Source organism: Streptomyces sp. NPDC005496 (assembly GCF_042872045.1).
In the GTDB taxonomy this organism is placed as follows: domain Bacteria; phylum Actinomycetota; class Actinomycetes; order Streptomycetales; family Streptomycetaceae; genus Streptomyces.
In genome coordinates, this window is record NZ_JBIAJQ010000001.1 from 774,650 (window position 1) to 800,908 (window position 26,259).

General features: G+C 70.0%; 16 protein-coding genes. 5 read left to right on the top strand and 11 right to left on the bottom strand.

From position 1 onward, the window contains the following. Nucleotides 1–173: 173 nt before the first annotated feature. The 5 genes from ACFYQQ_RS03560 to ngcE all read right to left on the bottom strand — a co-directional run bounded on the left by ACFYQQ_RS03560 (nucleotide 174) and on the right by ngcE (nucleotide 6,227). Nucleotides 174–1,271, bottom strand: a complete 1,098-nt coding sequence (locus ACFYQQ_RS03560) for a sugar ABC transporter substrate-binding protein (RefSeq protein WP_355781785.1) — start codon at nucleotides 1,269–1,271, stop codon at nucleotides 174–176. A 133-nt stretch (nucleotides 1,272–1,404) separates the two neighbouring features. After that, nucleotides 1,405–2,604, bottom strand: coding sequence for an ROK family transcriptional regulator (locus ACFYQQ_RS03565; RefSeq protein WP_355781770.1), 1,200 nt, complete (start codon nucleotides 2,602–2,604; stop codon nucleotides 1,405–1,407). A 260-nt stretch (nucleotides 2,605–2,864) separates the two neighbouring features. Beyond that, nucleotides 2,865–3,800 (bottom strand): carbohydrate ABC transporter permease, encoded by a 936-nt coding sequence (locus ACFYQQ_RS03570; protein WP_355781773.1) that lies wholly within the window; start codon nucleotides 3,798–3,800, stop codon nucleotides 2,865–2,867. A 14-nt stretch (nucleotides 3,801–3,814) separates the two neighbouring features. Next, entirely contained in the window at nucleotides 3,815–4,747 is a 933-nt protein-coding gene (locus ACFYQQ_RS03575; protein WP_355781775.1) for a sugar ABC transporter permease, read from the bottom strand. Nucleotides 4,748–4,781: 34 nt separating this feature from the next. Next, nucleotides 4,782–6,227 (bottom strand): N-acetylglucosamine/diacetylchitobiose ABC transporter substrate-binding protein, encoded by a 1,446-nt coding sequence (gene ngcE, locus ACFYQQ_RS03580; protein WP_355781779.1) that lies wholly within the window; start codon nucleotides 6,225–6,227, stop codon nucleotides 4,782–4,784. A gap of 442 nt (nucleotides 6,228–6,669) precedes the next feature. Here ngcE and ACFYQQ_RS03585 point away from each other — a divergent pair, with 442 nt between their 5' ends. Next, nucleotides 6,670–10,470 (top strand): GH92 family glycosyl hydrolase, encoded by a 3,801-nt coding sequence (locus ACFYQQ_RS03585; RefSeq protein ID WP_356174457.1) that lies wholly within the window; start codon nucleotides 6,670–6,672, stop codon nucleotides 10,468–10,470. A gap of 137 nt (nucleotides 10,471–10,607) precedes the next feature. On the opposite strand, the gene ACFYQQ_RS03590 is transcribed toward ACFYQQ_RS03585, so the two are convergent. Further along, nucleotides 10,608–13,886 carry a GH92 family glycosyl hydrolase gene (locus tag ACFYQQ_RS03590; protein WP_355791564.1) on the bottom strand — a complete coding sequence of 1,093 codons (3,279 nt, stop codon included), beginning with the start codon at nucleotides 13,884–13,886 and terminating at the stop codon, nucleotides 10,608–10,610. 738 nt (nucleotides 13,887–14,624) lie between these two features. After that, on the bottom strand, nucleotides 14,625–17,474 hold the full coding sequence (locus tag ACFYQQ_RS03595) for an aconitate hydratase (RefSeq protein ID WP_388903206.1): 2,850 nt from the start codon (nucleotides 17,472–17,474) through the stop codon (nucleotides 14,625–14,627). A gap of 623 nt (nucleotides 17,475–18,097) precedes the next feature. On the opposite strand from ACFYQQ_RS03595, the gene ACFYQQ_RS03600 reads away from it, so the two are divergent. Together ACFYQQ_RS03600 and ACFYQQ_RS03605 are read left to right on the top strand one after the other, a co-directional pair. Next, nucleotides 18,098–18,295 (top strand): DUF4236 domain-containing protein, encoded by a 198-nt coding sequence (locus ACFYQQ_RS03600; RefSeq protein WP_355784868.1) that lies wholly within the window; start codon nucleotides 18,098–18,100, stop codon nucleotides 18,293–18,295. Nucleotides 18,296–18,405: 110 nt separating this feature from the next. Continuing rightward, nucleotides 18,406–19,935 carry a UDP-N-acetylglucosamine 1-carboxyvinyltransferase gene (locus ACFYQQ_RS03605; RefSeq protein WP_355784870.1) on the top strand — a complete coding sequence of 510 codons (1,530 nt, stop codon included), beginning with the start codon at nucleotides 18,406–18,408 and terminating at the stop codon, nucleotides 19,933–19,935. A 48-nt stretch (nucleotides 19,936–19,983) separates the two neighbouring features. Here the strand turns inward: ACFYQQ_RS03605 and ACFYQQ_RS03610 are convergent, their stop codons facing one another. Further along, nucleotides 19,984–22,368: an excinuclease ABC subunit UvrA gene (locus tag ACFYQQ_RS03610; RefSeq protein ID WP_356241982.1), complete on the bottom strand. Its 2,385-nt coding sequence runs from the start codon at nucleotides 22,366–22,368 to the stop codon at nucleotides 19,984–19,986. 80 nt (nucleotides 22,369–22,448) lie between these two features. Between ACFYQQ_RS03610 and ACFYQQ_RS03615 the strand changes: the two genes are divergently transcribed. Beyond that, entirely contained in the window at nucleotides 22,449–23,207 is a 759-nt protein-coding gene (locus ACFYQQ_RS03615; RefSeq protein WP_356172997.1) for a TioE family transcriptional regulator, read from the top strand. A 332-nt stretch (nucleotides 23,208–23,539) separates the two neighbouring features. Here the strand turns inward: ACFYQQ_RS03615 and ACFYQQ_RS03620 are convergent, their stop codons facing one another. Then, nucleotides 23,540–24,019: a DUF6299 family protein gene (locus ACFYQQ_RS03620; RefSeq protein WP_355795610.1), complete on the bottom strand. Its 480-nt coding sequence runs from the start codon at nucleotides 24,017–24,019 to the stop codon at nucleotides 23,540–23,542. A gap of 316 nt (nucleotides 24,020–24,335) precedes the next feature. Here ACFYQQ_RS03620 and ACFYQQ_RS03625 point away from each other — a divergent pair, with 316 nt between their 5' ends. After that, the gene (locus ACFYQQ_RS03625; RefSeq protein WP_355794812.1) at nucleotides 24,336–24,527 is read left to right on the top strand and encodes a DUF5999 family protein; all 192 of its coding nucleotides are present in this window, start codon (nucleotides 24,336–24,338) and stop codon (nucleotides 24,525–24,527) included. 46 nt (nucleotides 24,528–24,573) lie between these two features. On the opposite strand, the gene ACFYQQ_RS03630 is transcribed toward ACFYQQ_RS03625, so the two are convergent. After that, on the bottom strand, nucleotides 24,574–24,972 hold the full coding sequence (locus ACFYQQ_RS03630; RefSeq protein ID WP_355794814.1) for a RidA family protein: 399 nt from the start codon (nucleotides 24,970–24,972) through the stop codon (nucleotides 24,574–24,576). Beyond that, nucleotides 24,969–26,132 carry an acyl-CoA dehydrogenase family protein gene (locus ACFYQQ_RS03635; RefSeq protein WP_388903213.1) on the bottom strand — a complete coding sequence of 388 codons (1,164 nt, stop codon included), beginning with the start codon at nucleotides 26,130–26,132 and terminating at the stop codon, nucleotides 24,969–24,971. The genes ACFYQQ_RS03630 and ACFYQQ_RS03635 overlap by 4 nt, the downstream gene beginning before the upstream one ends. Between the last annotated feature and the right edge of the window lie 127 nt (nucleotides 26,133–26,259).

Here is a 26,259-nt window from a genome sequence, read left to right on the forward strand (position 1 = left end):
GCCGCCTGACCCGGCGGGAGGTTGTGCAGAAGTTTGGAGGGGGGTGTTCCGTCCGGCGCCCCGCCCTAGCTTGCGGGGCTGTTGGATGCGGGGCGCCGGAGGAGCTTCAGTACGCGGGTCCCGTACGGGAACCGGAACAGGGTTCCCGTACCCGAACGGCGACTACCGGCTGACTACTCGAGGCCGACCTTCTTGCAGGCCGCCGCGTAGGCGGGGGTGCAGATGTCCTGGACCGTGTAGACGCCGTCCTTGACGACGGTGTCCTTGATGTTGTCCTGGGTCAGCGAGGTGACCGGGACGAGCACCGACGGGACCTGCTTGGTGGTGGGGCTGTCGACCTTGTCCTTGGCGACCGAGTCGAGCGACTTGCCCTGGGCGAGCGCGACGGCCATCTCCGCGGCGGCGTCGGCCTCCGGGGCGTACGGCTTGTAGACGCTCATGTACTGCGTACCGGCGACGATGCGCTGCACACCCGCGAGCTCGGCGTCCTGGCCGGTGACCGGGACCTTGATGCCGGCGGCCTTGAGGGCGGTGATGATACCGCCGGCCATGCCGTCGTTGGCGGAGTAGACGCCGATGATGTTCTTCTTGCCGAGAGCCGAGATGGCGCCCTCCATGTTGGAGTTGGCGTTCTCCGGCTTCCACTCCTTGGTGTCGTACTCCTTGCCGACGTTCACCTTGCCGTCGAGGACGGAGTGGGCGCCCTTCTTGAAGAGCGCGGCGTTCGGGTCGGTGACCGAACCGTTCATCATGACGATCTTGCCGTCCTTGGCCTTGTCGCCAAGGGCCTTGAGGAGGGCCTCGCCCTGCGTCTTGCCGACCTCTTCGTTGTCGAAGGAGGTGTAGGCCTTGATCGGGCCCTCGGCGAGGCGGTCGTAGGCGACGACCGGGATGCCGGCCTCGTCGGCCTTCTTCACCGAGCTCGCGATGGCCTTGGAGTCGACCGCGTCCACGATGAGGACGTCCACCTTGTTGGTGATCATCGTGTCGACCTGCTGGTTCTGCGTGCTGGCGTCCTGCTTGGCGTTGGCGTAGATGACCTCGCCCTTGTTGTTCGTGAGCTCCTTGACCTTCTTCTCGATCAAGGGCTTGTCGAACTTCTCGTACCGCGCGGTCTGGTTCTCCGGGAGGAGCAGACCGACCTTGATCGCGTCGCCCTTCTTGGCGGAGCTAGAGCTGTCACTTCCACCGTCGGCCTTGTCCGCACTGCCACAAGCGGCCAGCGAAACGGCCATCGCACCAGCGGCGACGGCAACGGCGGCACGACGCATACGCGTGTTCACTTCAGAAACCTCCCTGACGAGGCCGCGACGTTGCGGCCGAGGTGGCTGGAAGTCAACTCGGCCGCACGTGCGACGTCAAGAAGTAAATCCTTAACGAGATGGCAACGGTGCCATCCGTTCTCTAAGTGAAGGCAGGAGTGACGGCCGTCAGAGACCCGTCCAAAAGGGTCGAATCACCCATCTCGCTGAGTGCGAGAGCGAGTGCCCCGAGGACCTCCGCACGGCCTCCAAGAGCCCCTGGCAACACCGAGAGTTGACGCGCGGCGCTGGGGATCGCGTACCGGCCGACAGACTCCCTTATGGGCCCGAGAACCAGCTCCCCGGCCTCGGCGAGATCGCCGCCGAGGACCACCCGGCTCGGGTTCAGCAAATTGCAGAGGTTCGCGACTCCACTCCCGATGTGGCGGCCTACGTCGGCGATCACCCGACGGCAGCCCGGATCACCGTCCCGCGCCAGCCTGACGACGCCCTCCATGGTCAGATTCGTGCCGTGGCTGGACTGGAGGAGCGGCAGCACGTAGCGCGCCGCCGCGAAGGTCTCCAGGCAGCCGCGGTTCCCGCAACGGCAGACCGGGCCGGACTCATCAAGAGTAATATGCCCGATTTCTCCCGCTGTGCCACCCGGGCCACGATAGATCTTGCCGCTGATCACCAATCCGGCGCCCACACCGCTCGCGACCTTGATGTAGGCCAGGTCCCGCACACCGCGGCCGCTGCCCCACACGAGCTCGCCCAGAGCTCCCAGGTTGGCGTCGTTGTCCACGTGCACCGGCACGCCGAGCCGCCCCCGCAGCTCCTCGGCGGGCCTGGTGCCGGACCAGCCGGGCAGGATCGAGGTGGACCCCAGCGTGCCGGACTCGACGTCGATCGGGCCGGGCACGCCGAGCCCCACGCCGGCGATCTTCGACCGGTCGACTCCTGTCGCCGCGATCAGGCGGCTGACCAGCTCCTCGGCCCGGTCGAAACCCTGCGCGGCGGAGGCGTCGACGTCGAGCGGTTCGGACTCCTCGGCCAGTACCTGATGGGCGAGATTCCCGACCGCGACGCGCAAATGCGTATGCCCGAAGTCCACGCCGATGACGATGCCGGCGTCGCCGCTGAGCGAGACGCTGCGGGCCCTGCGACCCCCCGCCGACGTGGGCGTGACCTCGACCGTCCCGCCGTCCTTGAGCTCACGCACGATGTTGGAGACCGTCGCTGCGGACAGGCCCGTCGTCCTCGCGATCTCCGCCTGCGTGAGCGACCCGGCAAGGCGCACCGCACGGACGACGCGCTCCAGATTTGCTCGGTGCAGCGACGACTGCGACCCCGGAGTCTCCATCGACTCATCCACTCCTGCCCTCAGCCGGGCGGCGCCGATGCCGCCCGTGTGACCCGGGCCACATCAATGGGACCCGGGTCACTTACAAGTTGTGAACTCCAAGCTCCGCTGAACGGGTTACCGCAGTCAAGTCCTTGACGGAAATCGGGACGGGGCGATCACCGTTCCGTCTCCGTCACCGGCCGGACACACGTACGCCACCCCCGCGTCGGGAGGTGGCGTAGGCGCGTGCGCGGTCCGGACCGGTCGGATGCCCGGGGCTACTTGAGCGTGGCCGAGGTGAGGCCGGCCTGGACCTGGCGCTGGAAGGACAGGTAGACGACCAGCATCGGGATCATCGCGATCGTCACGCCGGCGAAGAGGACCGGCAGGTCGGTCGCGTACCCCTGCTGCTGCTGGAGCTGGATGAGCCCCTGGGTGAGGACGTACCGTTCCGGATCCCCGCCGCTCTGCGGCTGCATGAGGACCGACGGCAGGATGTACTGGTTCCACTGGCCGAGCACGTTGAAGATGCCCACGCTCAGCAGTCCCGGCTTGGCCATCGGCAGCATCACCTGGAAGAACGCCCGGGTGTGCGAGGCGCCGTCCAGCACCGCCGCCTCGAAGACCGCGTGCGGCAGCGTGCGGAAGAAGGCGTGCATGAAGAAGACGGTGAACGGCATCGAGTAGGCGATGTAGACCAGGATCAGACCCTGGTACGTGTTCAGCATCTCCAGCCGCTTCACCATGAAGAAGAGCGGCACGAGCGCGAGGAACACGGGGAACATCGCCCCGCCGACGAAGAAGTAGTAGATGAGCCGGTTGCCCGGGAACTCGTAGCGGGCCAGCACGTAGGCCGCCATCGAGCCCAGCAGCATGGTCAGCGGGACCGAGAAGACGAGCACGACGACCGTGTTCGTGAAGTAGTCGCCGATGCCCTTGTCCCAGGCCCTGCCGAAGACGTCGAGCTGCCAGTTGGTCGGCCAGCTGAGCGCCGAACCGCCGATCTGCGCGTCGGTCTTGAAGGACCCGAGCACCAGCCAGATCAGGGGCAGGATGATCAGCACGGCCCACAGGGCGAGGAATCCGTGCGAGAAGACGTTGAGGGTGAGTCCCTCGCTGCGCCGGTCTCCGGGGCGCGGCGGGGCCTTCTTGACCGACCGCTGGCCGGGGACGCCGGAGCCGACCGCGGTCGGCTCCTTGATGGGTGCGCTCATGTTCTCTCTCCCGCTCAGAACTCGATGCGCTCGCGGCGGGTGGCGCGCAGCGTGACCACGGACAGGATCAGGGTGAGGAGGAGCATGATGACGCCCATCGCGCAGGCGTAGCCGCTCTTCCCGTAGTACAGGAAGTTGCGCATCATCACGTTGGACATCACTTCGCTGTGGTGGTCGGGACCGCCGCCGTAACCCGTTCCCTGGGTCATGGTGGAGACCAGGACGAACATGTCCATCGCGATGATGCCGAGGTAGACCCAGGCCGTCTGCACGGTGTCCCACAGCAGCGGCAGGGTGACCCGGAAGAAGGTCTGGGCGCGCTTGGCGCCGTCGAGCAGCGCCGCCTCGTAGATGTCCCTCGGGATGGACTGCATCGCGGCCGAGAACAGCACCAGATAGAAGCCGACGCCGTGCCAGACGACCACCGCGACCAGGCACCAGAGCACCATGTTGGGCTCGTTCATCCACTCGACGGGACTGTCCGCGTCGACCAGTCCGAGTTTGATGAGGACGCCGTTGAGCAGACCGCCGCCGTCACTGCGGTAGACCGCTCCGAAGAGCACCGCGAGGATCGCCAGCGAAAGCACCTGCGGGAAGAAATAAACGATCTTGTAGAAACCCGAGCCCGTCACGCCCTGCACTCCGCCGGCACCGCCCCGCCCACCCGCGTTCACCATGAAGGCGAAGAACAGGGCGAGCAGGATGGTGACGACCGGGATGAACAGCAGGAACAGGATGTTGTGCCAGATCGCTCCGAGGAAGACGTCGTCCTGGAACAAGGTCTTGTAATTGTCCAGACCGACGAAACTGAACGTCTGCGACTGGCCCTTCCAGTCGGTGAAGGAGTAGCCGATGGTCTGTACGTACGGCCAGATCACGAAGATCAGATACAGAGCCAATGGTGCGAGGAGAAACCCCGCGACGAACCGGTACTGCCCTTTTCGCATGGCATCCTGCCCCTGGTGTTCCGGGTGAGCGTGATCAGTCGCGGTGGTTCTTCTTGGACTCCGGGTCCTTGGCCGCCTTGTCGACCGCCTGCTGGGCCCGCTTCAGCCATTCCTTGGGCTGAATTCGCTTGGACATCAGCTCGTTGGACGCGTTCTCGATGGCGGTGCCCATCTCGCTGTACCAGTTGATGTACAGGTAATTGAAGGTGTTGTCACCCGCCGCCTTCGAGGCCTCGACGGTGGACTGCGTACCGGGGCGCAGCTGAACGCCGTCGGCCACGCCGTCCTTGAGGATGGTGAGGGAGTTCGCCTTCTGGGCGAAGACCGTCGACCACTCCTTGGACAGCATGGACCGCATGAACTCCTTGGCGCCCGGCAGGTTTCCGGCCTTCTTCGGGATGATGAAGGGCTCGCCCGAGCCGGCCCGGATCGCCTCGAAGGGCAGCGCGCTGTCCGGCAGGACGGGCATCGGCAGGAACTTCATGTCGAAGTCCTCCGGCGTCTGCTTGAGCTGCTCGTTCTCCAGCCAGGAGCCGGAGGTGATGAAGGCGGCCTTGTACTGGTTCCAGCGGGTCTGCGACTCGGTGTGGGTGAGGCCGTTGGTGCCCGGCATCAGGTAGCCCTTTTCGACGATCTCGTAGATCGCCTCGACGGCCGCCTGGGCCGCGTCGCTGCCGACGAACGCCTTGGGGTCCAGGTTGTCGATCGCCTTCATGGCGTCCAGACCGCCCTTCTTGGCGATCAGGTCCATGATGGCGACGTTGATGTAGTACGGGTACTTGCCCTGGTGGGCGAGACCGCCGATGCCCTGCGACTTGGCGTCCTTGCAGATGGCGAGGAAGTCGTCCCAGGTCTTCGGAGGCTCCCAGCCCTTCTCCTTGAAGAGCTTGCCGGAGTACCACAGGCCCCACACCGTGTAGATGTAGTTGAGGGACACCACCTTGCCGCCCTGCAGGCCCGGGTCGAGCGTGCCGGGGATGAGGGTGTCGCGGACCTTCTTGGACGGGTCGTCGATGGACGGCGCGTCGAGCACCTCGGCGAGGTCGAGGAGCTGGTCGTTCTTGTAGAGCACGTCCAGCTTGATCTGCTGGGCGCCGGAGTCGTCGACGATGTCCGGCGGGGTGTTGTTGTTGAAGCGCGGCTGGAGCTTGCCGGTGATCTCCTGGGTGCCGGTGTGGGCGCTCTTGGTGCCCCATTTCTTGTCGAACGCGGCTTCCCACGCCTTCGCGTACTCGTCGCCGTAACCGCCCTTGAAGACGACGACGTCGAGCTTGCTGCCCTTTTCCACACCAAAGGGGTTCTTCTTGCTGGTCTTGCCCTTGTTCTCGTCGCCGGAGCCCTCGTCGCCCCCGCCGCTGGCACACGCGGACAGGAAGCCCATCGTGGGGACGGTGATCAAGCCGAGCGCGGCGGACCGCTTGATCAGATCGCGGCGGCCGACACCCTCGGTGTTGCTGTTCTCGGCGGAAGTGGATCCCATGCTCAAGTCCTCGCCTTCTCCAGGACTCAGGCGGTGAACCGGATCCTCCCCGGCACCGCGGTGTGGTGAAGCTGGGGTCGTGCGTGGGGGATTCAGCGGGACGGCACGGCATTGCGCGCGCTGGGCGCGGTCCGTGACATCACGATTCCCCCCGGGTCCTGCCTGTCCCCCACCATCGGAGACGGCGGAGCAGACGCCGACAGGTATAGTCCACTTCCCGCCAGGGGAGCAAGATCGAATGCAGGTTTGCCCGTGGGTCTTTTCCGAGTTGAGACCTCACGGAAATATGGGGCGCTCCGGCACTCCCTCCGAGAGAAATCCTTGACATCCGGCCCGAATGCCGCATCCAACACCCTTGACATCCCTGGCAACTTGACTCCCTACTGGTCCTTGCGCAGCGATTTTGACAACGTTGTCCGAAGCGCAGGGAGGGTACTCACGCATGCAGAGAGCTCGGCTCAGACGGGGTTCTTCGGCGGTCGTCGCGACGGCCGCCTTCGCTCTGGTGGTGGCCTCACAGGGCGCCGCCTTCGCGCGGCCGGCCGAAAAGGCGGCAGCGGACCAGGAGTTCGCCTCCTCCTTCGAAACAGGTGATCCCGCACCGGACTGGCTGAATACGGTCGATACCGCTGCGGACGGTACGAAAAACGCCTCGGGGGTGGACGGCGGCTACAGCAGCGGCATCCCGGGCAACGTCTCCGACCACGTCACGGACCTGCGCGCCAGCGGCGAGAACGCGGGCAGCGGCGAGGTGAAGGAGAACCTCGTCGACGGTGAGTCGAGCACCAAGTGGCTCACCTTCGCGTCCACCGGCTGGGTCGAGTTCGACCTGGACGCCCCCGTCAAGCTCGTCACGTACGCGCTGACGTCCGCCAACGACCACGACGAACGCGACCCCAAGGACTGGACGCTCCAGGGCTCGACGGACGGCAAGGACTGGAAGGACCTCGACAGCCGCTCGGGCGAGACGTTCTCGGCGCGGTTCCAGACCAAGTCCTACGACCTCGCGGCACCGGCCGAGTACCAGCACTTCCGGTGGCAGGTCACGAAGAACAACGGCGCCTCGGACGCAACGCAGCTCTCCGACCTCCAGTTCTCCGTCGGCGGCAGTGACGACCCGGCGCCCAAGGACATGCTCTCGCTGGTCGACCGGGGTCCCAGCGGCTCCCCGACCGCCAAGGCGGGCGCCGGCTTCACGGGCAAGCGGGCCCTGCGCTACGCGGGCACGCACAAGCCCGAGGGCCGCGCCTACTCGTACAACAAGGTCTTCGACGTGAACGTCGCGGTGGGCCGCGACACCGAGCTGTCGTACCGGATCTTCCCGTCGATGGCGGACGGCGACCGGGACTACGACGCCACGAACGTGTCGGTGGACCTGGTCTTCACCGACGGCACCCGGCTGAGCGGCCTGAACGCCACGGACCAGCACGGCTTCGCGCTCACCCCGCAAGGTCAGGGCGCCTCGAAGGTCCTGTACGTCAACCAGTGGAACGACGTACGCTCACGGATCGGGTCCGTCGCGGCGGGCCGCACCGTGGACCGGATACTCGTCGCCTACGACTCCCCCAAGGGACCGGCGAAGTTCCGCGGCTGGGTCGACGACATCGCCGTGAAGGCCGTCGCGCCCGCGAAGCCCAAGGCGCATCTGTCGGACTACGCGCTGACCACCCGCGGCACCAACTCCAGCGGCGGCTTCTCGCGCGGCAACAACTTCCCCGCGACGGCCGTGCCGCACGGCTTCAACTTCTGGACGCCGGTCACCAACGCGGGTTCGCTGAGCTGGCTCTACGACTACGCCCGCTCGAACAACGCGGACAACCTGCCCACCATCCAGGCGTTCAGCGCCAGCCACGAGCCGAGCCCGTGGATGGGCGACCGGCAGACCTTCCAGGTGATGCCGTCGGCCGCGTCCGGCGCCCCCGACACCGGCCGGGCCGCCCGCGCGCTCGCCTTCCGGCACGAGAACGAGACGGCCCGCCCGTACTACTACGGCGTCACGTTCGAGAACGGTCTGAAGGCGGAGATGGCGCCGACCGACCACGCCGCCTCGCTGCGCTTCACCTACCCCGGTGACGACGCGAGCGTCGTCTTCGACAACGTCACCGACCAGGCCGGGCTCACGCTCGACAAGGAGAGCGGGACGTTCACCGGCTACTCGGACGTGAAGTCCGGGCTGTCCACCGGCGCCACCCGGCTGTTCGTGTACGGCGTCTTCGACGCGCCGGTGACGGAGGGCACGTCGTCGGGCGTCAAGGGCTACCTGAAGTTCAAGCCGGGCGCCGACCACTCGGTCACCCTGCGGCTGGCGACCTCGCTCATCAGCATCGACCAGGCCAAGGACAACCTGCGTCAGGAGATCCCGGAGGGCACGTCGTTCCAGGACGTGAGGACGCGGGCCCAGCAGCAGTGGGACCGCATCCTCGGCAAGGTCGAGGTGCAGGGCGCGACGCCCGACCAGCTGACCACGCTGTACTCCAGCCTGTACCGGCTGTACCTGTACCCCAACTCCGGCTTCGAGAAGGTCGGTTCGAAGTACCAGTACGCCTCGCCGTTCTCGGCGATGCCGAACCCGGACACCCCGACGCACACCGGCGCGAAGATCGTCGACGGCAAGGTGTACGTCAACAACGGTTTCTGGGACACCTACCGGACCACCTGGCCGGCGTATTCGCTGCTGACCCCCGGCCAGGCGGGCGAGATGGTCGACGGCTTCGTCCAGCAGTACAAGGACGGCGGCTGGACATCGCGCTGGTCCTCGCCCGGTTACGCGGACCTGATGACCGGCACGTCCTCCGACGTGGCGTTCGCGGACGCGTACGTGAAGGGTGTCGACTTCGACGCGGAGTCGGCGTACAAGGCGGCCGTGAAGAACGCCACCGTCGTCCCGCCGTCCTCCGGCGTCGGCCGCAAGGGCATGTCGACCTCGCCCTTCCTCGGCTACACGAGCACCGACACCCACGAGGGGCTGTCGTGGGCGCTGGAGGGCTACCTCAACGACTACGGCATCGCGAAGATGGGCCAGGCCCTCTACAAGAAGACGGGCAAGAAGCAGTACAAGGAGGAGTCCGCGTACTTCCTCAACCGGGCCCAGGACTACGTCAACCTCTTCGACTCCAAGGCCGGGTTCTTCCAGGGCCGCGACGCGAAGGGCGACTGGCGGGTCGAGTCCTCCAAGTACGACCCGCGCGTGTGGGGTTACGACTACACGGAGACGAACGGCTGGGGCTACGCGTTCACCGCGCCCCAGGACAGCCGGGGTCTCGCGAACCTGTACGGCGGGCGCGGCGGCCTGGCGGACAAGCTCGACACCTACTTCGCGACGCCGGAGACGGCCTCGCCGGAGTTCGTCGGCTCGTACGGCGGGGTCATCCACGAGATGACGGAGGCCCGTGACGTCCGGATGGGCATGTACGGGCACTCCAACCAGGTGGCGCACCACGTCAACTACATGTACGACGCGGCGGGCCAGCCCTGGAAGACGCAGAAGAACGTCCGCGAGGTGCTGTCCCGCCTCTACACCGGCAGCGAGATCGGCCAGGGCTACCACGGCGACGAGGACAACGGCGAGCAGTCGGCCTGGTACCTCTTCTCCTCCCTCGGCTTCTACCCGCTGGTGATGGGAAGCGGCGAGTACGCCGTCGGCTCCCCGCTGTTCACCAAGGCCACCGTGCACCTGGAGAACGGCCGGGACCTGGTGGTCAAGGCGCCGAGGAACAGCGCGAAGAACGTGTACGTGCAGGGTCTGAAGGTCAACGGCAAGACCTGGAAGTCGACCTCCCTGCCGCACTCGCTGATCGCCAAGGGCGGGGTCCTGGAGTTCGACATGGGCTCGAAGCCGTCCGCCTGGGGCACCGGCAAGAAGGACGCGCCGGTGTCCGTCACGCAGGACGACAAGGTGCCCTCGCCGCGGGCGGACACGCTCAAGGGTGACGGCGCGCTCTTCGACAACACCTCGGCGACGAACGCGAGCGTGACGTCGGTGGAGCTGCCGGTCGCCGCGCGCACCAAGGGAGTTCAGTACACGCTGACCTCCGCGGACCACACGAAGGCACCGACCGGCTGGACCCTCCAGGGTTCCTCCGACGGTACCGAGTGGACGACGCTCGACAAGCGCTCCGGCCAGTCCTTCACGTGGGACCGGCAGACCCGGGCGTTCTCGGTGGCGACTCCGCGCTCGTACGCGCACTACCGCCTGGTCCTGACCGGCGAGGCGACGCTGGCGGAGGTGGAGCTGCTGTCCTGAGACACGTCCCGCACGGGGGCGGGGCGGGCGCGGAGATCTCCTCCGTGCCCGCCCCGCGTCATGTGGTGGGTACCCCGGGCGCCCGGGGCCGCGGTCCGGTCCTGCCCCGGCGGGGCGCGGGACCGGACCGCGGTTGTTCAGCCGACGGCGACCGTGAAGACGTGCAGGTCGCCGTTGTCCGGCAGCTTCACGCTCCGGATCGTCCGGCCGGCCGGGGCCTCGAAGGGCCTGGTGGCGAAGACGTACGTCGCCACCGGGTCCTTGTCGGCGCCCGCGACGTTGCGGTACAGCGTCTTGGCGACGATCTCGTTACCGTACTGGACGGTGCCGCCCCCGCCGCCGACGGTCCAGTCGGTGAAGGCGAGGTCGACGGTGTCCGTGCCGCCGTCGGTGTAGGTGACGGTCGCCTTGGCCTGCTGGTTCCCGTTGACCGCGCTGCCGACGAAGCTCAACTTGGCGGCCGGATCGGCCAGTTCGAGGGTCTGGCCGGACGCCGTGGCGTTGTCGGGACGGCCCGCCGGGGAGTCGGGCCAGGTGAAGGCGAGGCCGCCGGACACCGTGCCCCGCCCGCCCGGCGTGAGGCCGGCCGCGGCCAGCGCCTGGCGGGAGTAGCTCCAGCCGCCGCCGTCGTAGTCCGCCTCGTCGTGGTCACCCTCGTCGTCCGAGACGCCCGTGTTGTCGTAGGCGGCGAGGAGGGAGCCGGGCGCAGCCACCGTCAGGGCCACCGGCTGCCGGTAGGAGGAGCCGCCCGACGTCACCGTCACCTGGACGTCGTAGAAGCCCTGCCGGGCGCTGTCCGCCGCCTTCAGGGTGATGCGCTGCGCCCCGTCGCTCACGGTGCCCTCGGCGGGGGTCGCCGTGACGCCGTCCGGTACGTCCACGTGGAAGCGGACCTCCGGACCCGCGCCGCCGCTCAGGGCCAGCGCCTTGATGTCGAGCTCGGTGCTGCCGCCCGGTGCGAGCTTCGCCGTGGTAGGGCCCACGCCGATCTGGTACGGCTGCTCGCCGGTGCGGAAGGACGGCGGGGCGTCCTCCGGAGCGCTGCCCCACTCCTTGTCCGGGGTGCCGCCCAGCGTGTAGTCGAGGGTGCCGCCCGAGCGGACGAAGGAGGCGGGGACCCAAGGACGTTCGCTGGAGCGGCCGTTCACCTTCAGGGAGTGCACGTACGGGGCTTCGGAGGCCGCGCCGGCCGCGCGGATGGTGATGTCCGCGCCGCCGGGGCGGGAGATCTCGGCGCGCGGGAACAGCGGTGAGGCGAGCACGAGTTCGGCCCGCGAGGGGACCTGCGGATACATGCCGAGTGCGGAGAAGACGTACCAGGAGGACATCTCCCCCAGGTCGTCGTTGCCGGGGATGCCGCCCGGCTGGGTCGACCAGAGCTGCCGCATGGCCGCGCGGACGGTCTCCTGCGTCTTGTACGGGGCGCCCGCGTACGCGTACAGGTAGGGGACGTTGATCGAGGGCTCGTTGTCCAGCTCGGACTTGTCACCGCCGCTGCCCGTGAGGGCCCAGTCGCCGTCGGCGTCGTGGAAGAAGGTGTCGAGGCGTTCGAGGGCCTCGGCCCGGCCGCCCATCGCCGCGAAGAGTCCGGCGGGGTTGTGCTGCACCATCCAGGTGTACTGGGCGGCCGTCCCCTCGACGAAGCCGTTGCCGGTCGCCGGGGTGAAGCCGGTGACCCAGCTGCCGTCGGCCTTGCGGTTGGCGATGTAGCCGCCGCTCGGGTCGGCGGCGAGGTTGAAGTTGTTCTGCCACCACTGGGCGCGGCCGGCGAAGGTCCTGGCCGTCTTCTTCTCCCCCGCCGCGGCGGCCAGTTGGGAGGTCGCGAAGTCCGCGCCCGACATCTCCAGGGTTTCGGCCGCGCCGCCCCAGGCATTGGAGACGGACGGCATGTAGTGGTGCTCCAGGTACTTGTCGAGGGACGGCCGCTGCCCCACGGAGAGCACCGGTTTACCGGCGGACGAGAGGTCCTGCTCCGTCGGCACGGTCGCCGCCTTCACCAGCGAGTCCAGTGCCCCGCGCAGGTCGAAGCGGGTGCCCCCGAAGGCGCGGATGCCGGCGAGCGCGGCCGGTGAGGGGTCGCCGTTCATGACGTGCGTCCCGCTCGCGCCGTGCAGCCAGCGGTCCCAGATCCCGCCGTTCTGCCGGGCCAGCCGCAGCAGTGACTGCGCGATGTCGGAACCGACGCCGGGGTCGAGGAGGGTCAGCAGCTGGACCTGGGAACGGTAGACGTCCCAGCCGGAGAAGGTCCCGTACTGGGCCCGGTGGCCGCGTTCGACGGTGTGCACCTCGCCGTCGGCGCCCCGGTATCTGCGGTCGGCGTCGCTGATGACGTTCGGGTGCAGGAGGGCGTGGTAGAGCGCGGTGTAGAAGGTGGTGCGGTCGGCGTCGGCGCCGCCGCCGATCCTGATCGCGCCGAGGCGTTCCCGCCAGGCGCGCCGGGCGGCCTCCCGCACGGAGTCGAAGGAGCGGGCGGGCGGGTTCTCCGCCGCGAGGTTCGCCGCCGCGCCGGCCCGGCTGACGTACGAGATGCCGACCTTGACGTGCACGGGGTCCGAGCCGGGCGCGAACTCGACGTAGCCGCCCGCCCCCTTGCCCGCGACGGGCCGTCCGCCGTCGCCGAAGCCGCCCGTGCCGCCGCTCGCCTCGGTGGCGCCCGGGTTCAGCCGGCCGTCGTGCCAGGTGCCGGTCTCCTTGAAGTCCCGGTCGAAGCGGGCGGTGAAGTACAGGGTGTAGTAGCTGCGCCGGCCCTCCGGGTCGAGGTAGCCGCAGAAGTTCCCGGACGTGACGGACCCGGAGACCGTGCGGGTCGCGGGGTCGATGCGCACGTCCGAATCGGTCGAACCCACCTCGGAGTTGGCGGTGCGGATGAGGAGCGAGGCGGGCTTGTCCGAGGGGAAGGTGAAGCGGCCCGAGCCGGTGCGCGCGGTCGCGGTGAGGTCGGCGGTGACCCCGGAGGCGAGGGCGGCCTTGTAGTGCCCGGGCTCGGCCGTCTCGTCGGAGTGCTTGAAGTCGGCGGCGTACACCGCGTCCTTGGTGTCGCTCGCCGGGGAGGAGGTCACCTTGCCCGCGTACGGGAAGAACGGGATGTCGCCGCTGCCGCCCGCGCAACCGGTGCCGGACATGTGGGTCAGGCTGAAGCCCCGGATGCGCGTGGCGTCGTACTGGTAACCACCGGGTGCGGCGGTGCGGGTGGCGTCGCCGCGGGTGTTCTCCGGGCTCCAGGAGAGCATGCCGAAGGGGACGACGGCGCCGGGGAAGACGTTGCCGCCGTTCCTGGTGCCGATGAGGGGGTCGACGTACGCGGTCGGGTCGCGGACGAGGTCGGGCGGGCCGGCCGCGGGCGCGGCCAGGGCCGGAGTGGCACCGCCGGCCGCCAGGACGACGGCGAGCAGCACGGATGACGGACGGAAACGCATGACGCGGCCCCTCCTCCTTCGGACGGGTCGCGCACCACGGGTCGCACAAGCCGCAGGGACAGTAACGTGCGCCACGGGTACCACGGAAGACCGCGTCCGCCGCCTGTGGCACGCGGCGGAGCGCCCCGTTCCGGCCCGGCGCCCACCCCTTCGGCGCAGGGTCGTGGTCGATCTGCGGCACAACTGGCTTGACATCGTTGTCCGTTGAGGCAATAGAGTCATGTGCAGACCATCAGACAACGTTGTCGCACACCGCGGCCGTCACAAGCCACGCACCACCTCGGGCCGGCACTCCCCCCTTCGGCCGGACCGGGCTCGCGGACCGGGTGAGTCCCAAGGCCCCACCCGGTCCGCCCCGAGCCGTGGACCGCCGCCGGGCGGCACGGACGGGCGAGGTGGGAACGGCCCTTCCGGGGCGGGTTCCGGTCCGCCGTCATGGGAGCGCTCCCACCCCACTCGCAAGTTAGCGCGCACGGGCACCTCTGTAAACGGCTGTCACACGACGGCGCCAATCCGGCCCGCACACCCGGCACACCCGAGGCACGAGGACCGCGTGCGCCGGCCCGCGGCAGGCTCCCTGCCGACGGCGAGGGGCGCACGCCGGCCCGTACAGGCCCCCTGCCGACGGTGAGGACCGCGCGCCGGGCGCCCGGAGCACGGCGAGGGCCGCACCCCCGTCGTGCGGGGATGCGGCCCTCAACTGCCGTGCGGGGCCCGGTGAGAGGCCTCCTGGTCCGGCTACTTGCGGATCAGGCTGCGCAGCACGTACTGCATGATGCCGCCGTTGCGGTAGTAGTCCGCCTCGCCGGGGGTGTCGATGCGGACGACCGCGTCGAACTCCACGCCGGTGTCGGTGGTGACCTTCACCGTGCGCGGCGTGGTGCCGTTGTTGAGCTCCTCGACGCCGGTGAAGGAGAAGGTCTCCTCGCCGGTCAGGCCGAGGGACTCGGCGTTCCGGCCCTCCGGGAACTGGAGCGGCAGGACGCCCATGCCGATGAGGTTCGAGCGGTGGATGCGCTCGTAGGACTCGGCGATGACGGCCTTGACGCCGAGGAGCGCGGTGCCCTTGGCGGCCCAGTCGCGGGACGAGCCGGAGCCGTACTCCTTGCCCGCGAGCACGACGAGCGGGATGCCCTGCTCGATGTAGTTGCGCGAGGCGTCGTAGATGAACGACACCGGGGCGTCGTCCTTCGTGAAGTCGCGGGTGTAGCCGCCCTCGGTGCCCGGCGCGATCTGGTTGCGCAGGCGGATGTTGGCGAACGTGCCGCGGATCATGACCTCGTGGTTGCCGCGGCGCGAGCCGTAGCTGTTGAAGTCACGACGCTCCACACCGTGCTCGGTGAGGTACTGGCCGGCCGGGGTGTCGGCCTTGATGGCGCCGGCCGGGGAGATGTGGTCGGTGGTGACCGAGTCGCCCAGCTTGGCGAGGACGCGCGCGCCCTGGATGTCGGAGACCGGGGTGGTCTCCATCGTCATGCCCTCGAAGTACGGGGGCTTGCGCACGTAGGTGGACTGCGGGTCCCACTCGAAGGTGTTGCCGGTCGGGATCGGCAGCGCCTGCCACTGGGCGTCGCCCGCGAAGACGTCCTGGTAGGACTTGCTGAACATGTCCTCACCGATGGCGTTCGCCACGACGTCGTTGACCTCGGCCTCGGTCGGCCAGATGTCCTCGAGGAAGACCGGCTTGCCGTCCTGGTCGGTGCCGAGGGCGTCCTTGGTGACGTCCACCTTCATGGACCCGGCGAGGGCGTACGCGACGACCAGCGGCGGGGACGCGAGGTAGTTCATCTTGACGTCGGGGTTGATCCGGCCCTCGAAGTTCCGGTTGCCGGAGAGGACCGAGGTGACCGCGAGGTCGTGGTCGTTGACCGCCTGGGAGACCTCCTCCGGCAGCGGGCCGGAGTTGCCGATGCAGGTGGTGCAGCCGTAGCCGACGAGGTTGAAGCCGACCTTGTCGAGGTAGGGGGTGAGCCCCGCCTTGTCGAAGTAGTCGGTGACGACCTTGGAGCCCGGGGCGAGGGTGGTCTTGACCCACGGCTTGCGGGTCAGGCCCTTCTCGACCGCCTTCTTGGCCACCAGCGCGGCGGCGACCATGACGTACGGGTTCGAGGTGTTGGTGCAGGAGGTGATCGCGGCGACCGTGACGGCGCCGTGGTCGAGCTCGTAGGTCGAGCCGTCGGGGGCGGTCACCGTGACCGGGTTCGACGGGCCGGAGCCGGCGACGACGGCCGAGTGCTGCGGGGCACCGGAGCCGTTGTCGTCGTGGCCGTAGGCCGGGGCGTCGCTGGCCGGGAAGGACTCGTCGCTCGCCTCGTCCACCGGGGAGGACACGCCGTGCGGCTTCTCCTGCGCGGGGACGCCGGACTTGCGGTCCTCGCCACCGGTGATGCCGGCCTCGACGTAGTTGAGGACGTCGGCCTTGAACTGCTCGGCGGCGTTCGCGAGGACGATGCGGTCCTGCGGGCGCTTCGGGCCGGCGATCGAGGGCACGACGGTGGCGAGGTCGAGCTCCAGCTTCTCGGAGAAGTCGGGCTCGGCGGCCGGGTCGAGCCAGAGGCCCTGCTCCTTGGCGTACGCCTCGACGAGCGCGACCTGCTGCGCGTCGCGGCCGGTCAGGCGCAGGTACTTCAGCGTCTCGTCGTCGATCGGGAAGATCGCGGCGGTGGAGCCGAACTCCGGCGACATGTTGCCGATGGTCGCGCGGTTGGCGAGCGAGGTGGCGGCGACGCCCTCGCCGTAGAACTCGACGAACTTGCCGACGACACCGTGCTTGCGCAGCATCTCGGTGATGGTCAGCACGAGGTCGGTGGCGGTGGTGCCGGGCTTGAGCTCACCGGTGAGCTTGAAGCCGACGACGCGCGGGATGAGCATCGAGACGGGCTGGCCGAGCATCGCGGCCTCGGCCTCGATGCCGCCGACGCCCCAGCCGAGCACACCGAGGCCGTTGACCATCGTGGTGTGCGAGTCGGTGCCGACGAGCGTGTCGGGGTACGCCTGGCCGTTGCGGACCATGACGGTGCGGGCCAGGTGCTCGATGTTGACCTGGTGGACGATGCCGGTGCCCGGGGGGACGACCTTGAAGTCGTCGAACGCGGTCTGGCCCCAGCGCAGGAACTGGTAGCGCTCCTTGTTGCGGCCGTACTCCAGCTCGACGTTCTGCGCGAAGGCCTCGTGCGTGCCGAACTTGTCGGCGATGACGGAGTGGTCGATGACCAGCTCGGCCGGGGAGAGCGGGTTGACCTTCGCCGGGTCGCCGCCGAGCTCCTTGACGGCCTCGCGCATGGTGGCGAGGTCCACGACGCAGGGCACGCCGGTGAAGTCCTGCATGATCACGCGAGCCGGCGTGAACTGGATCTCCTGCGACGGCTGCGCCTGGGAGTCCCAGCCGCCGATCGCCCGGATGTGGTCGGCGGTGATGTTCGCGCCGTCCTCGGTGCGGAGGAGGTTCTCCAGCAGCACCTTCAGGCTGTACGGCAGGCGGGCCGAGCCCTCCACCTTGTCCAGCCGGAAGATCTCGTACGACTCGTCGCCCACCTGCAGCGTGCTGCGGGCGTCGAAGCTGTTCGCCGACACGACAGTCTCCTTCATATATGTGCGCGTACCCACCGCAATCCTGCCGCCATGACGACTGGCCGATCCGCTAAGGTAAGGCTAAGTTAGGTAACCCTTACCGGGCTGGCGGCTGCGGGGCGCCTCGGCAGATATCTCGATGTCGAGATAACTGTAGTACATGACCCCTGCGCGCAACCAAGCGCGTACCCCTGTCATGCCCTCTCATCGTCGTACGCGGCGCACGGGTGCACCAGCGCTACAGCGACGGCGCGCGGGCTTCAGCCCGCCGTCGTCGGCGCAGCGCAGCTCCCTCGCCATCATCAGGGAGAAGGAGTGGGCGACGGTCGCGGAGGCGCGCTGCACCTTTCGGGGGTCACCTTCGGGCTCGTGGAACACGTCCGGGTTCTCGACGGCGACGGTGATGTGGCCGGCCCCGGAGGGGGACTCGTCCCCGGCGCGGCAAGGGACCCCGCGTGCGGTGGTGCGGGTCGTCATCATCAGAGTCTCCCCACGTCCTACGTGGTCGGCGCCCGGCCGGGCCCTCAGTGCGCGGAGGCCCCGGGCAGGCTCCCGGAGTTGGCGGGTGCGGGGGCCAACTCGGCTCCGCCGGGCGGTTTTTCGCGTCGAATTATCGTGGGAGGCGCGGGTAGCCGTAGGCCATGGCTATCACTTTCCGCAAGAGCTTCCGCATCCTCCCCGGCGTCCGTCTGAACATCAACCGGCACTCCTGGTCCATCACCACGGGTGGCGCGAACGGACCCCGGCACACGCACAGCAGCACCGGTCGGCGCACGACGTCGATGGACCTGCCGGGTCCGTTCGGCTGGCGGCGTACCCGGACCGCCAAGCGACGGTAGGGCCGGGCCGACGGCACGTCACCCCTGCCGAGGGGCCCGCGGCTGAGAGCGTGTCACCTGAAGGGACCCCCCGGAAGGCGCCATCTCATATCTGAGATAACCTCGGCCTCATGGCAGACGACTACCTCGTACGCATCGGCAAGCTCATCCGTGACGCCCGGCAGCACCGGGGCTGGACACAGTCACAGCTCGCCGAGGCACTCGGCACCAGCCAGAGCGCCGTCAACCGCATCGAGCGCGGCAATCAAAACATCAGCCTTGAGATGATCGCCCGAATCGGTGAGGCGCTGGACAGCGAGATCGTCTCGCTGGGCTACGCGGGTCCCATGCATCTGCGGGTGGTCGGCGGCCGTCGCCTGTCCGGCTCCATCGACGTCAAGACCAGCAAGAACGCCTGCGTGGCGCTGCTGTGCGCCACGCTGCTCAACAAGGGCCGCACCGTGCTGCGCCGGGTCGCCCGCATCGAGGAGGTGTACCGCCTTCTGGAGGTGCTGGGCTCCATCGGCGTACGCACCCGCTGGATCAACGACGGCGTCGACCTGGAGATCGTGCCGCCGGCCGACCTCGACATGAGCACCATCGACGCGGACGCGGCCCGCCGCACCCGCTCGATCATCATGTTCCTGGGCCCGCTGCTGCACCGGGTGGACAACTTCAAGCTGCCGTACGCGGGCGGCTGCGACCTCGGTACGCGCACGATCGAGCCGCACATGATCGCGCTGCGCCGGTTCGGGCTGGACATCGCGGCCACCGAGGGGCTCTACCACGCGCAGGTCGACCGGTCGGTCTCCCCCGACCGGCCGATCGTGCTGACCGAGCGCGGCGACACGGTGACGGAGAACGCGCTGCTGGCCGCGGCCCGCCACGACGGCGTGACCGTCATCCGCAACGCCTCCTCGAACTACATGGTCCAGGACCTGTGCTTCTTCCTGGAGGCCCTGGGCGTACGGGTCGAGGGCATCGGCACCACCACGCTCACCGTGCACGGCGTGCCGAACATCGACGTCGACGTGGACTACTCGCCCTCCGAGGACCCGGTCGAGGCGATGAGCCTGCTCGCCGCCGCCGTGGTCACGGAGTCGGAGCTGAAGGTGTGTCGGGTCCCGATCGAGTTCCTGGAGATCGAGCTCGCGGTCCTGGAGGAGATGGGCCTCGACCACGACCGCACGGCCGAGTACTTCGCCGACAACGGGCGTACGCGCCTGGTGGACCTCACCGTCCGGCCCTCCAAGCTGGAGGCGCCGATCGACAAGATCCACCCGATGCCGTTCCCGGGTCTGAACATCGACAACGTCCCCTTCTTCGCGGCCATCGCGGCCTCCGCGCAGGGCAAGACGCTGATCCACGACTGGGTGTACGACAACCGCGCGATCTACCTCACGGACCTCAACCGCCTCGGCGGCAGGCTCCAGTTGCTCGACCCGCACCGCGTCCTGGTCGAGGGCCCGACCCGCTGGCGGGCCGCCGAGATGATGTGCCCGCCCGCGCTGCGGCCGGCCGTGGTCGTGCTGCTGGCGATGATGGCGGCCGAGGGCACGTCCGTCCTGCGCAACGTCTACGTCATCAACCGCGGTTACGAGGACCTGGCGGAGCGGCTGAACACGATCGGCGCGCAGATCGAGATCTTCCGGGACATCTGAGCGCTCGGGCGCCCGGGACAGGCCGACGGCCCGTGAGGGGTTAGCCCCTCACGGCGTCCGCAGGACTCCGTCCCGGGCGCCGACGTACTCCGCGAGGTGTTCGCCCGTGAGGGTCGAGCGGGCGGCGACGAGGTCGGCCGGGGTGCCTTCGAAGACGACGCGGCCGCCGTCGTGCCCGGCGCCCGGGCCGAGGTCGATGATCCAGTCCGCGTGGGCCATCACCGCCTGGTGGTGCTCGATGACGACGACCGACTTGCCGGAGTCGACCAACCGGTCGAGCAGGCCGAGGAGTTGTTCCACGTCGGCGAGGTGCAGGCCGGTGGTCGGCTCGTCGAGGACGTACACGCCGCCCTTCTCCGACATGTGGGTGGCCAGCTTGAGGCGCTGGCGTTCGCCGCCGGACAGGGTGGTGAGCGGCTGGCCCAGGCTGAGGTAGCCGAGCCCGACGTCGGCCAGCCGGGTCAGGACGGCGTGCGCGGCCGGAGTGCGCGCCGCTCCCTCGCGGAAGAACGCCTCGGCCTCGGCCACCGGCATCGCGAACACCTCGCTGATGTCCCGGCCGCCCAAGCGGTGTTCGAGCACCGACGCCTGGAACCGCTTCCCCTCGCACTCCTCGCAGGTCGTGGCGACCTCGGCCATGATCGCCAGGTCCGTGTACACGACGCCGGCACCCCGGCAAGTGGGGCAGGCGCCATCGGAGTTGGCGCTGAACAGCGCCGGCTTCACGCCGTTGGCCTTCGCGAACGCCTTGCGGATCGGGTCGAGCAGTCCGGTGTACGTCGCCGGGTTGCTGCGCCGGGATCCCTTGATGGCGCTCTGGTCGACGGTCACCACGCCGTCCCGTCCGGCGACCGAGCCGTGGATCAGCGAGCTCTTGCCCGAGCCTGCGACCCCCGTGATCACGGTGAGCACGCCGAGCGGGATGTCCACGTCGACATCGCGCAGGTTGTGCTCGCCGGCGCCTCGCACCTGGAGCGCGCCGGACGGCTCGCGCACCGCGTCCTTGAGGACCACGCGGTCGTCCAGGTGCCGTCCGGTGAGCGTGCCGGAGGTCCGCAACTCCCCCACGGTGCCCTCGAAGACCACCCGCCCGCCGTCCGTGCCGGCCCCGGGCCCGAGGTCGACGACGTGGTCGGCGATCGCGATCGTCTCCGGCTTGTGCTCCACGACCAGCACCGTGTTGCCCTTGTCGCGCAGCCGCAGCAGCAGGTCGTTCATCCGCCGGATGTCGTGCGGGTGCAGACCGATGGTGGGCTCGTCGAACACGTACGTGACGTCGGTCAGCGCCGAACCGAGGTGGCGGACCATCTTCACGCGCTGCGCCTCACCGCCCGACAGCGTTCCCACCGGCCGGTCCAGCGAGAGGTAGCCGAGCCCGATCCCGACGAACGAGTCCAGCGTCCCGGCGAGCACCTGCACGAGCGTCCGGACCGAGGGCTCCGCGAGGCCGCGGACCCAGTCGGCCAGGTCGCCGATCTGCATCGCGCACGCGTCGGCGATATTGGTCTTCCCGATCCGCGACGAGCGGGCCGTCCCACTCAGCCGGGTGCCCTCGCACTCCGGGCAGACGGAGAACGTCACCGCCCGGTCCACGAAGGCCCGGACATGCGGACGCAGCGCGTCGCGGTCCTTGGTGAGGAACGCCTTCCGCACCCGTGCGACCAGGCCCTCGTACGTCGTGGTGAGCCCGCCCACCAGGACCTTGACCGGCTCCCGGTGCAGGAAGACCTCCAGTTCGTCGCGGGTGTAGTCGCGGACCGGCCTGTGCGGGTCGAGGAGGCCGGACTCGGTGAACGACCGCACCACCCAACTGCCGGGTTTCCAGCCGGGCACGGTGATCGCGCCGTCCGCGAGCGACCTGGACGCGTCGTAGAGCCGGGCCGGGTCGATGTCGGAGACGGCGCCCAAGCCCTCACAGCGCGGGCACATGCCGCCGACGACGCTGAACCCCTTCTCGACGCTCCTGCCGTTCACCACCAGCGTGCCCGTGGCGTCGGCGGAGGCGATGTTGAAGGCGAACGCCTTCTGCGAGCCGATGTGCGGCACTGCGAGGCGGCTGAACAGGATCCGCAGCAGGGCGCCCGCGTCGGTGGCCGTGCCGACCGTGGAGCGGGGACTCGTGCCCAGCGGCTTCTGGTCGACGACGATCGCGGCCGTCAACCCTTCGAGGACGTCGACCTCGGGCCGCGCCGCCGAGGGCATGAAGCCCTGCACGAAGGTGCTGTAGGTCTCGTTGATCAACCGCTGCGACTCGGCGGCGATCGTGTCGAACACCAGGGAGCTCTTGCCCGAGCCGGACACCCCGGTGAACACGGTCAGTTGATGCTTGGGGACGGCGAGGTCGACGTTCCGGAGGTTGTTCTCCCGCGCGCCGTGCACGCGGAGGTGGTCATGACGGCCGGCGCGGCGCGGGGCCGGGAGCTGTGTGGTCATGAGGTTCGATCGTATCCCTGCAAGACCGGTTGAGACTTGGGCGGCTAACACGCAGGTCGGCCCCGCTAAAGTCTCAAACCATGGTGCAGCTGCGTCCTTCCGACCTCGCCCGCGAGCACGGCCTCTCGACCCAGGCGGTCCGCAACTACGAGCGGGACGGCTTTATCCCGCCTGCGGCGCGCACCCCGGCCGGCTACCGCTCCTACACCGAGGCGCACGCGGCGGCCCTGCGCGCCTTTCTGGCGCTCGTCTCGGCGCACGGTCACGCCGTGGGCGGGCAGGTCATGCGGGCGCTCCACGCGGGCGATGTCGACGCCGCGCTCACGGCCGTCGACCGCGGCCACGCCCAACTGCTGCGTGACCGGGAGACGCTGGACGCCGTCGGGCGGGCCGTCGAGCACCTGACCGGCGACGGGGCCGCCGTCCCGTACGCGCCCTCGGGGGCGGCGCGGCTGAGCGTCGGCGAGCTGGCCCACCGTCTCGGCGTCACCGCCGCGACCCTGCGCAACTGGGAAGCCGCAGGCATCCTCTGCCCCGGGCGCGAGCCGGTCACCGGGCACCGGGTGTACGGGGCCGACGACATCCGTGACGCGGAACTCGCCCACCTCCTGCGGCGCGGGGGCCATCCGCTGGACCACATCTCCGCCGTGGTCCGGCAGATCCGTACGGCAGGCGGTACGCAGGCGCTGTCGGCCGCTCTCGACGACTGGCGGCGCAGGCTCACGGCACGCGGGGTCGCGATGCTCGGCGCGGCGGCCCTCCTCGCCCCGTACGTGACCCACCTCGGCCTCGCCCCGGCGCCGCCGATCGCCCGGCCCGTCGGCGCCTCGGATCTGTGACGGACGCTGGGCTCGTAGGGCTGGCGGGCTCGGCGGGTTCGCGGGGCTCGACGGGCCCCGCGAACTCCGCAGGTTAGGCCGGCTCGGCAGGTCGGCACGCTCAGTGTGTCCGCCTGTCCGCCTGTCAGCGGTCAGCAGGCCGACGGGTTCAGCGCGTCGGCGGGACGGCAGGCTCGTATGCCTCCGCAGGCTTGCGTCTCCGCGAGCGGCGGGGCTGTGCCCCCGGTCCTCCGGTCTCACGCCGGGCCGCCCTCGTATCCGGATCGGAGCCGTGTTCGGGCGCGCCCGGATCCGGGCGGTGCTGTCCGGATCCGGGCGGGGTGTCCGCGGTCTCATGCCTGGGCGAGCATGACCTGCCGCTGGCTGGTCGCGTGGAAGTGCGGCAGCGGGAGGCCGAGGAACCCGGGCCGCAGCTCCATGAGCGTGGCCTCCACGTGGGCCTCGCCCGCCGCGAACGCCGTCGTGTCCAGGCGGGCCGTGTTCGCCCAGCGATGTTCGGCGCCGTCGCAGACCGCGCGGGTACCGCCGATGCCGTGCCGGACGTTGCCGTCGCCCTGCACCAGGGAGGAGCTGACGAAGACCGGGCCGGTCGCCCCGGAGCAGCGGTAGGTGCCGGAGAGGGTGATCGTGCCGTCCACGGCGAGCTTGCCGGCGGTGTCGACGGTGACCGACTCGGCCGCGGCGACGGGGGCCGCCGGGGTGGCGGGGGCGGCCGGGACGAGGGGTTCGTCGAGGGCGTGCGCGGCGGCGGGGGCGGTCAGCAGGAGCAGCGCGGCACCGGTGGCCGCGCCGACGGCCTGACGGAAGGACATGGAGTACCTCCTGGAGTGGGGGGCCCGCAAAGGGGTCTCTCAGGGGTGTTCCACGGGCACCGGGCCGCCGCGGCCCTCCGCGCCGACCGTCACCCCTTCGGCGGCGCGTCCGCCACGGCCCGCTCGCGCGGGCGCCGGGCCCCGTCTCCGGTACCGGAACCGCCCCGGGCGTCTTGGCGGCGTACCCGTGTTGTCCGCGTGTTGTCACGCTTCACGGCCGGGTGTTCCGATGAGTTCGCCGCAGGAGGATGGTCTGTTCATGCGAGACGGTGGCGGTGCCACCGGCCGTAGATCGCATCAGACGTGGAGGTGCGCCATGTGTTCCCACCAGTCTTCGGACCGTCCCGGCCGCGAGGCCGCGCACATCGTCGCCGCCCACCCCGAGCAGGGGTGGAGCCTCAGGTGCGACGGTGCGATCGTCTTCGACGACACCGGCGAGCTGCTGCCCGACGGCAGCGTCGTCGCCCCGTGCCGGGTCTCGGTGGACCTGCTGGCCGTCGCCGCCTGACCTCGCCCCGGGCAGGGCGCCCGGGGACCCGGAACGGCGGCAGCCGCTAGGGAAGCACCGCGAAGCCGTCCAGTTCGACGAGCGCCTGTTCGTCCCAGAGGCGTACGGCGCCGATGACGGCCATCGCGGGATAGTCGCGGCCCGCCAGCTCCCGCCAGACGCGGCCCAGTTCGGCGGCCCGCGCGCGGTAGTCCGCGACGTCGGTCGCGTAGACGGTGACGCGGGCCAGGTCGGCGGGGGTGCCGCCCGCCGCCCGGAGGGCGGCCAGCAGGTTGCCGAGCGCCGTCCGGAACTGCTCCGGCAGCGTCTCTCCCACCACCCGGCCGTCGGCGTCCAGCGAGGTCTGGCCCGCGAGGAAGACCACCCGGGTGCCGGTGGCGACGACCGCGTGGGAGAAGCCGGTGGGCGGCGACAGATCCGGCGGGTTGACGCGTTCGGTGGTCACCGGGCGCCGCCTTCCCCGGTCCCGCCGCGGTGCGCGGTGCCGGGCCGCTTCCGGTACAACTCCTTCGCGATGACCGCGCGTTGGACCTCGCTCGCACCCTCGTAGATGCGGGGCGCGCGGACCTCGCGGTAGAGGTGTTCCAGCAGATGGCCGCGGCGCAGAGCGCGGGCGCCGTGCAGCTGGACGGCCGCGTCGACGACGTACTGGGCGGTCTCGGTGGCCAGCAGCTTCGCCATCGCGGACCGCCGGGGCACGTCCGGGTCCCCCGCGTCGTACGCCGCCGCGGCCGCGTAGACCATGAGGCGGGCGGCCTCCGTGCGCAGGGACATCTCGGCGACCTGGTGGGCCACGGTCTGCAGGTCCCGCAGCGGTCCGCCGAACGCCTCGCGCCCGGCGGTGTGGGCGAGGGTCGCGTCCAGGGCCGCCTGCGCCATGCCGACCGCGAAGGCGCCCACGCTCGGCCGGAAGAGGTTGAGGGTGCTCATGGCCACCCGGAACCCCTCGTCCGTCTCGCCGAGGACGTCGTCGGCCGTGACCGGCACGGCGTCGAAGCCGAGGGCGCCGACGGGGTGCGGGGAGAGGAGGTCCAGCGGGGTGCCGGTGAGTCCGGGGCGGTCGGCCGGGACGAGGAACGCGGTCACGCCGCGGGCGCCCGCGTCCCGGGTGGTGCGGGCGAAGACGGTGTAGAAGTCGGCCTCGGGGGCGTTGGAGATCCAGCACTTCTCGCCGGTGAGCCGCCACCGTCCGGGGCCGTCCCGGTCGGCGCGCAGGGCCAGCGCCGCCGCGTCCGATCCCGCGCCCGGCTCGCTCAGCGCGAACGCGGCGACGGCGGTGCCCTCGCGCACGCCCGGCAGCCAGCGCTCCCGCTGGGCGGGTGTGCCGTGGGCGTGCACCGGGTGGGCGCCCAGGCCCTGGAGGGCGAGGGCCGTCTCGGCCTCGGTGCAGGTCTGTGCCAGGGACTCGCGCATCAGGCACAGGTCGAGCGCGCCCGAGGTGAAGAGCCGGGTGAGCAGGCCGAGCCGACCCAACTCCGCGACGAGCGGCCGGTTGACGTGGCCGGGGTCGGCCTTCTCCGCGAGGGGCCGCAGCCGTTGTTCGGCGAGGGTGCGCAACTCGGCGCACCAGGCGGTCTGTTCCGGGTCGAGCGCGAATGCGGTCACTGCCGGTCCTCTCCCGTGGGCCGCGCGGTTCGCGGGCGGCCGGACGCGTCGTGCGGGACCCGAGGGCGGCCGGGTCCGGCCCACGTCGTCCGGGCACGGCGGACCGGCGCGGTGCCGCCCGTGGCCG

Bases quoted from the DNA above. Each gene is read 5' to 3' on its own strand.
- ACFYQQ_RS03560 (WP_355781785.1), bottom strand. From the start codon at position 1,271: ATGCGTCGTGCCGCCGTTGCCGTCGCCGCTGGTGCGATGGCCGTTTCG.
- ACFYQQ_RS03565 (WP_355781770.1), bottom strand. From the start codon at position 2,604: ATGGAGACTCCGGGGTCGCAGTCGTCGCTGCACCGAGCAAATCTGGAG.
- ACFYQQ_RS03570 (WP_355781773.1), bottom strand. From the start codon at position 3,800: ATGAGCGCACCCATCAAGGAGCCGACCGCGGTCGGCTCCGGCGTCCCC.
- ACFYQQ_RS03575 (WP_355781775.1), bottom strand. From the start codon at position 4,747: ATGCGAAAAGGGCAGTACCGGTTCGTCGCGGGGTTTCTCCTCGCACCA.
- ngcE (WP_355781779.1), bottom strand. From the start codon at position 6,227: ATGGGATCCACTTCCGCCGAGAACAGCAACACCGAGGGTGTCGGCCGC.
- ACFYQQ_RS03585 (WP_356174457.1), top strand. From the start codon at position 6,670: ATGCAGAGAGCTCGGCTCAGACGGGGTTCTTCGGCGGTCGTCGCGACG.
- ACFYQQ_RS03590 (WP_355791564.1), bottom strand. From the start codon at position 13,886: ATGCGTTTCCGTCCGTCATCCGTGCTGCTCGCCGTCGTCCTGGCGGCC.
- ACFYQQ_RS03595 (WP_388903206.1), bottom strand. From the start codon at position 17,474: ATGAAGGAGACTGTCGTGTCGGCGAACAGCTTCGACGCCCGCAGCACG.
- ACFYQQ_RS03600 (WP_355784868.1), top strand. From the start codon at position 18,098: ATGGCTATCACTTTCCGCAAGAGCTTCCGCATCCTCCCCGGCGTCCGT.
- ACFYQQ_RS03605 (WP_355784870.1), top strand. From the start codon at position 18,406: ATGGCAGACGACTACCTCGTACGCATCGGCAAGCTCATCCGTGACGCC.
- ACFYQQ_RS03610 (WP_356241982.1), bottom strand. From the start codon at position 22,368: ATGACCACACAGCTCCCGGCCCCGCGCCGCGCCGGCCGTCATGACCAC.
- ACFYQQ_RS03615 (WP_356172997.1), top strand. From the start codon at position 22,449: ATGGTGCAGCTGCGTCCTTCCGACCTCGCCCGCGAGCACGGCCTCTCG.
- ACFYQQ_RS03620 (WP_355795610.1), bottom strand. From the start codon at position 24,019: ATGTCCTTCCGTCAGGCCGTCGGCGCGGCCACCGGTGCCGCGCTGCTC.
- ACFYQQ_RS03625 (WP_355794812.1), top strand. From the start codon at position 24,336: ATGTGTTCCCACCAGTCTTCGGACCGTCCCGGCCGCGAGGCCGCGCAC.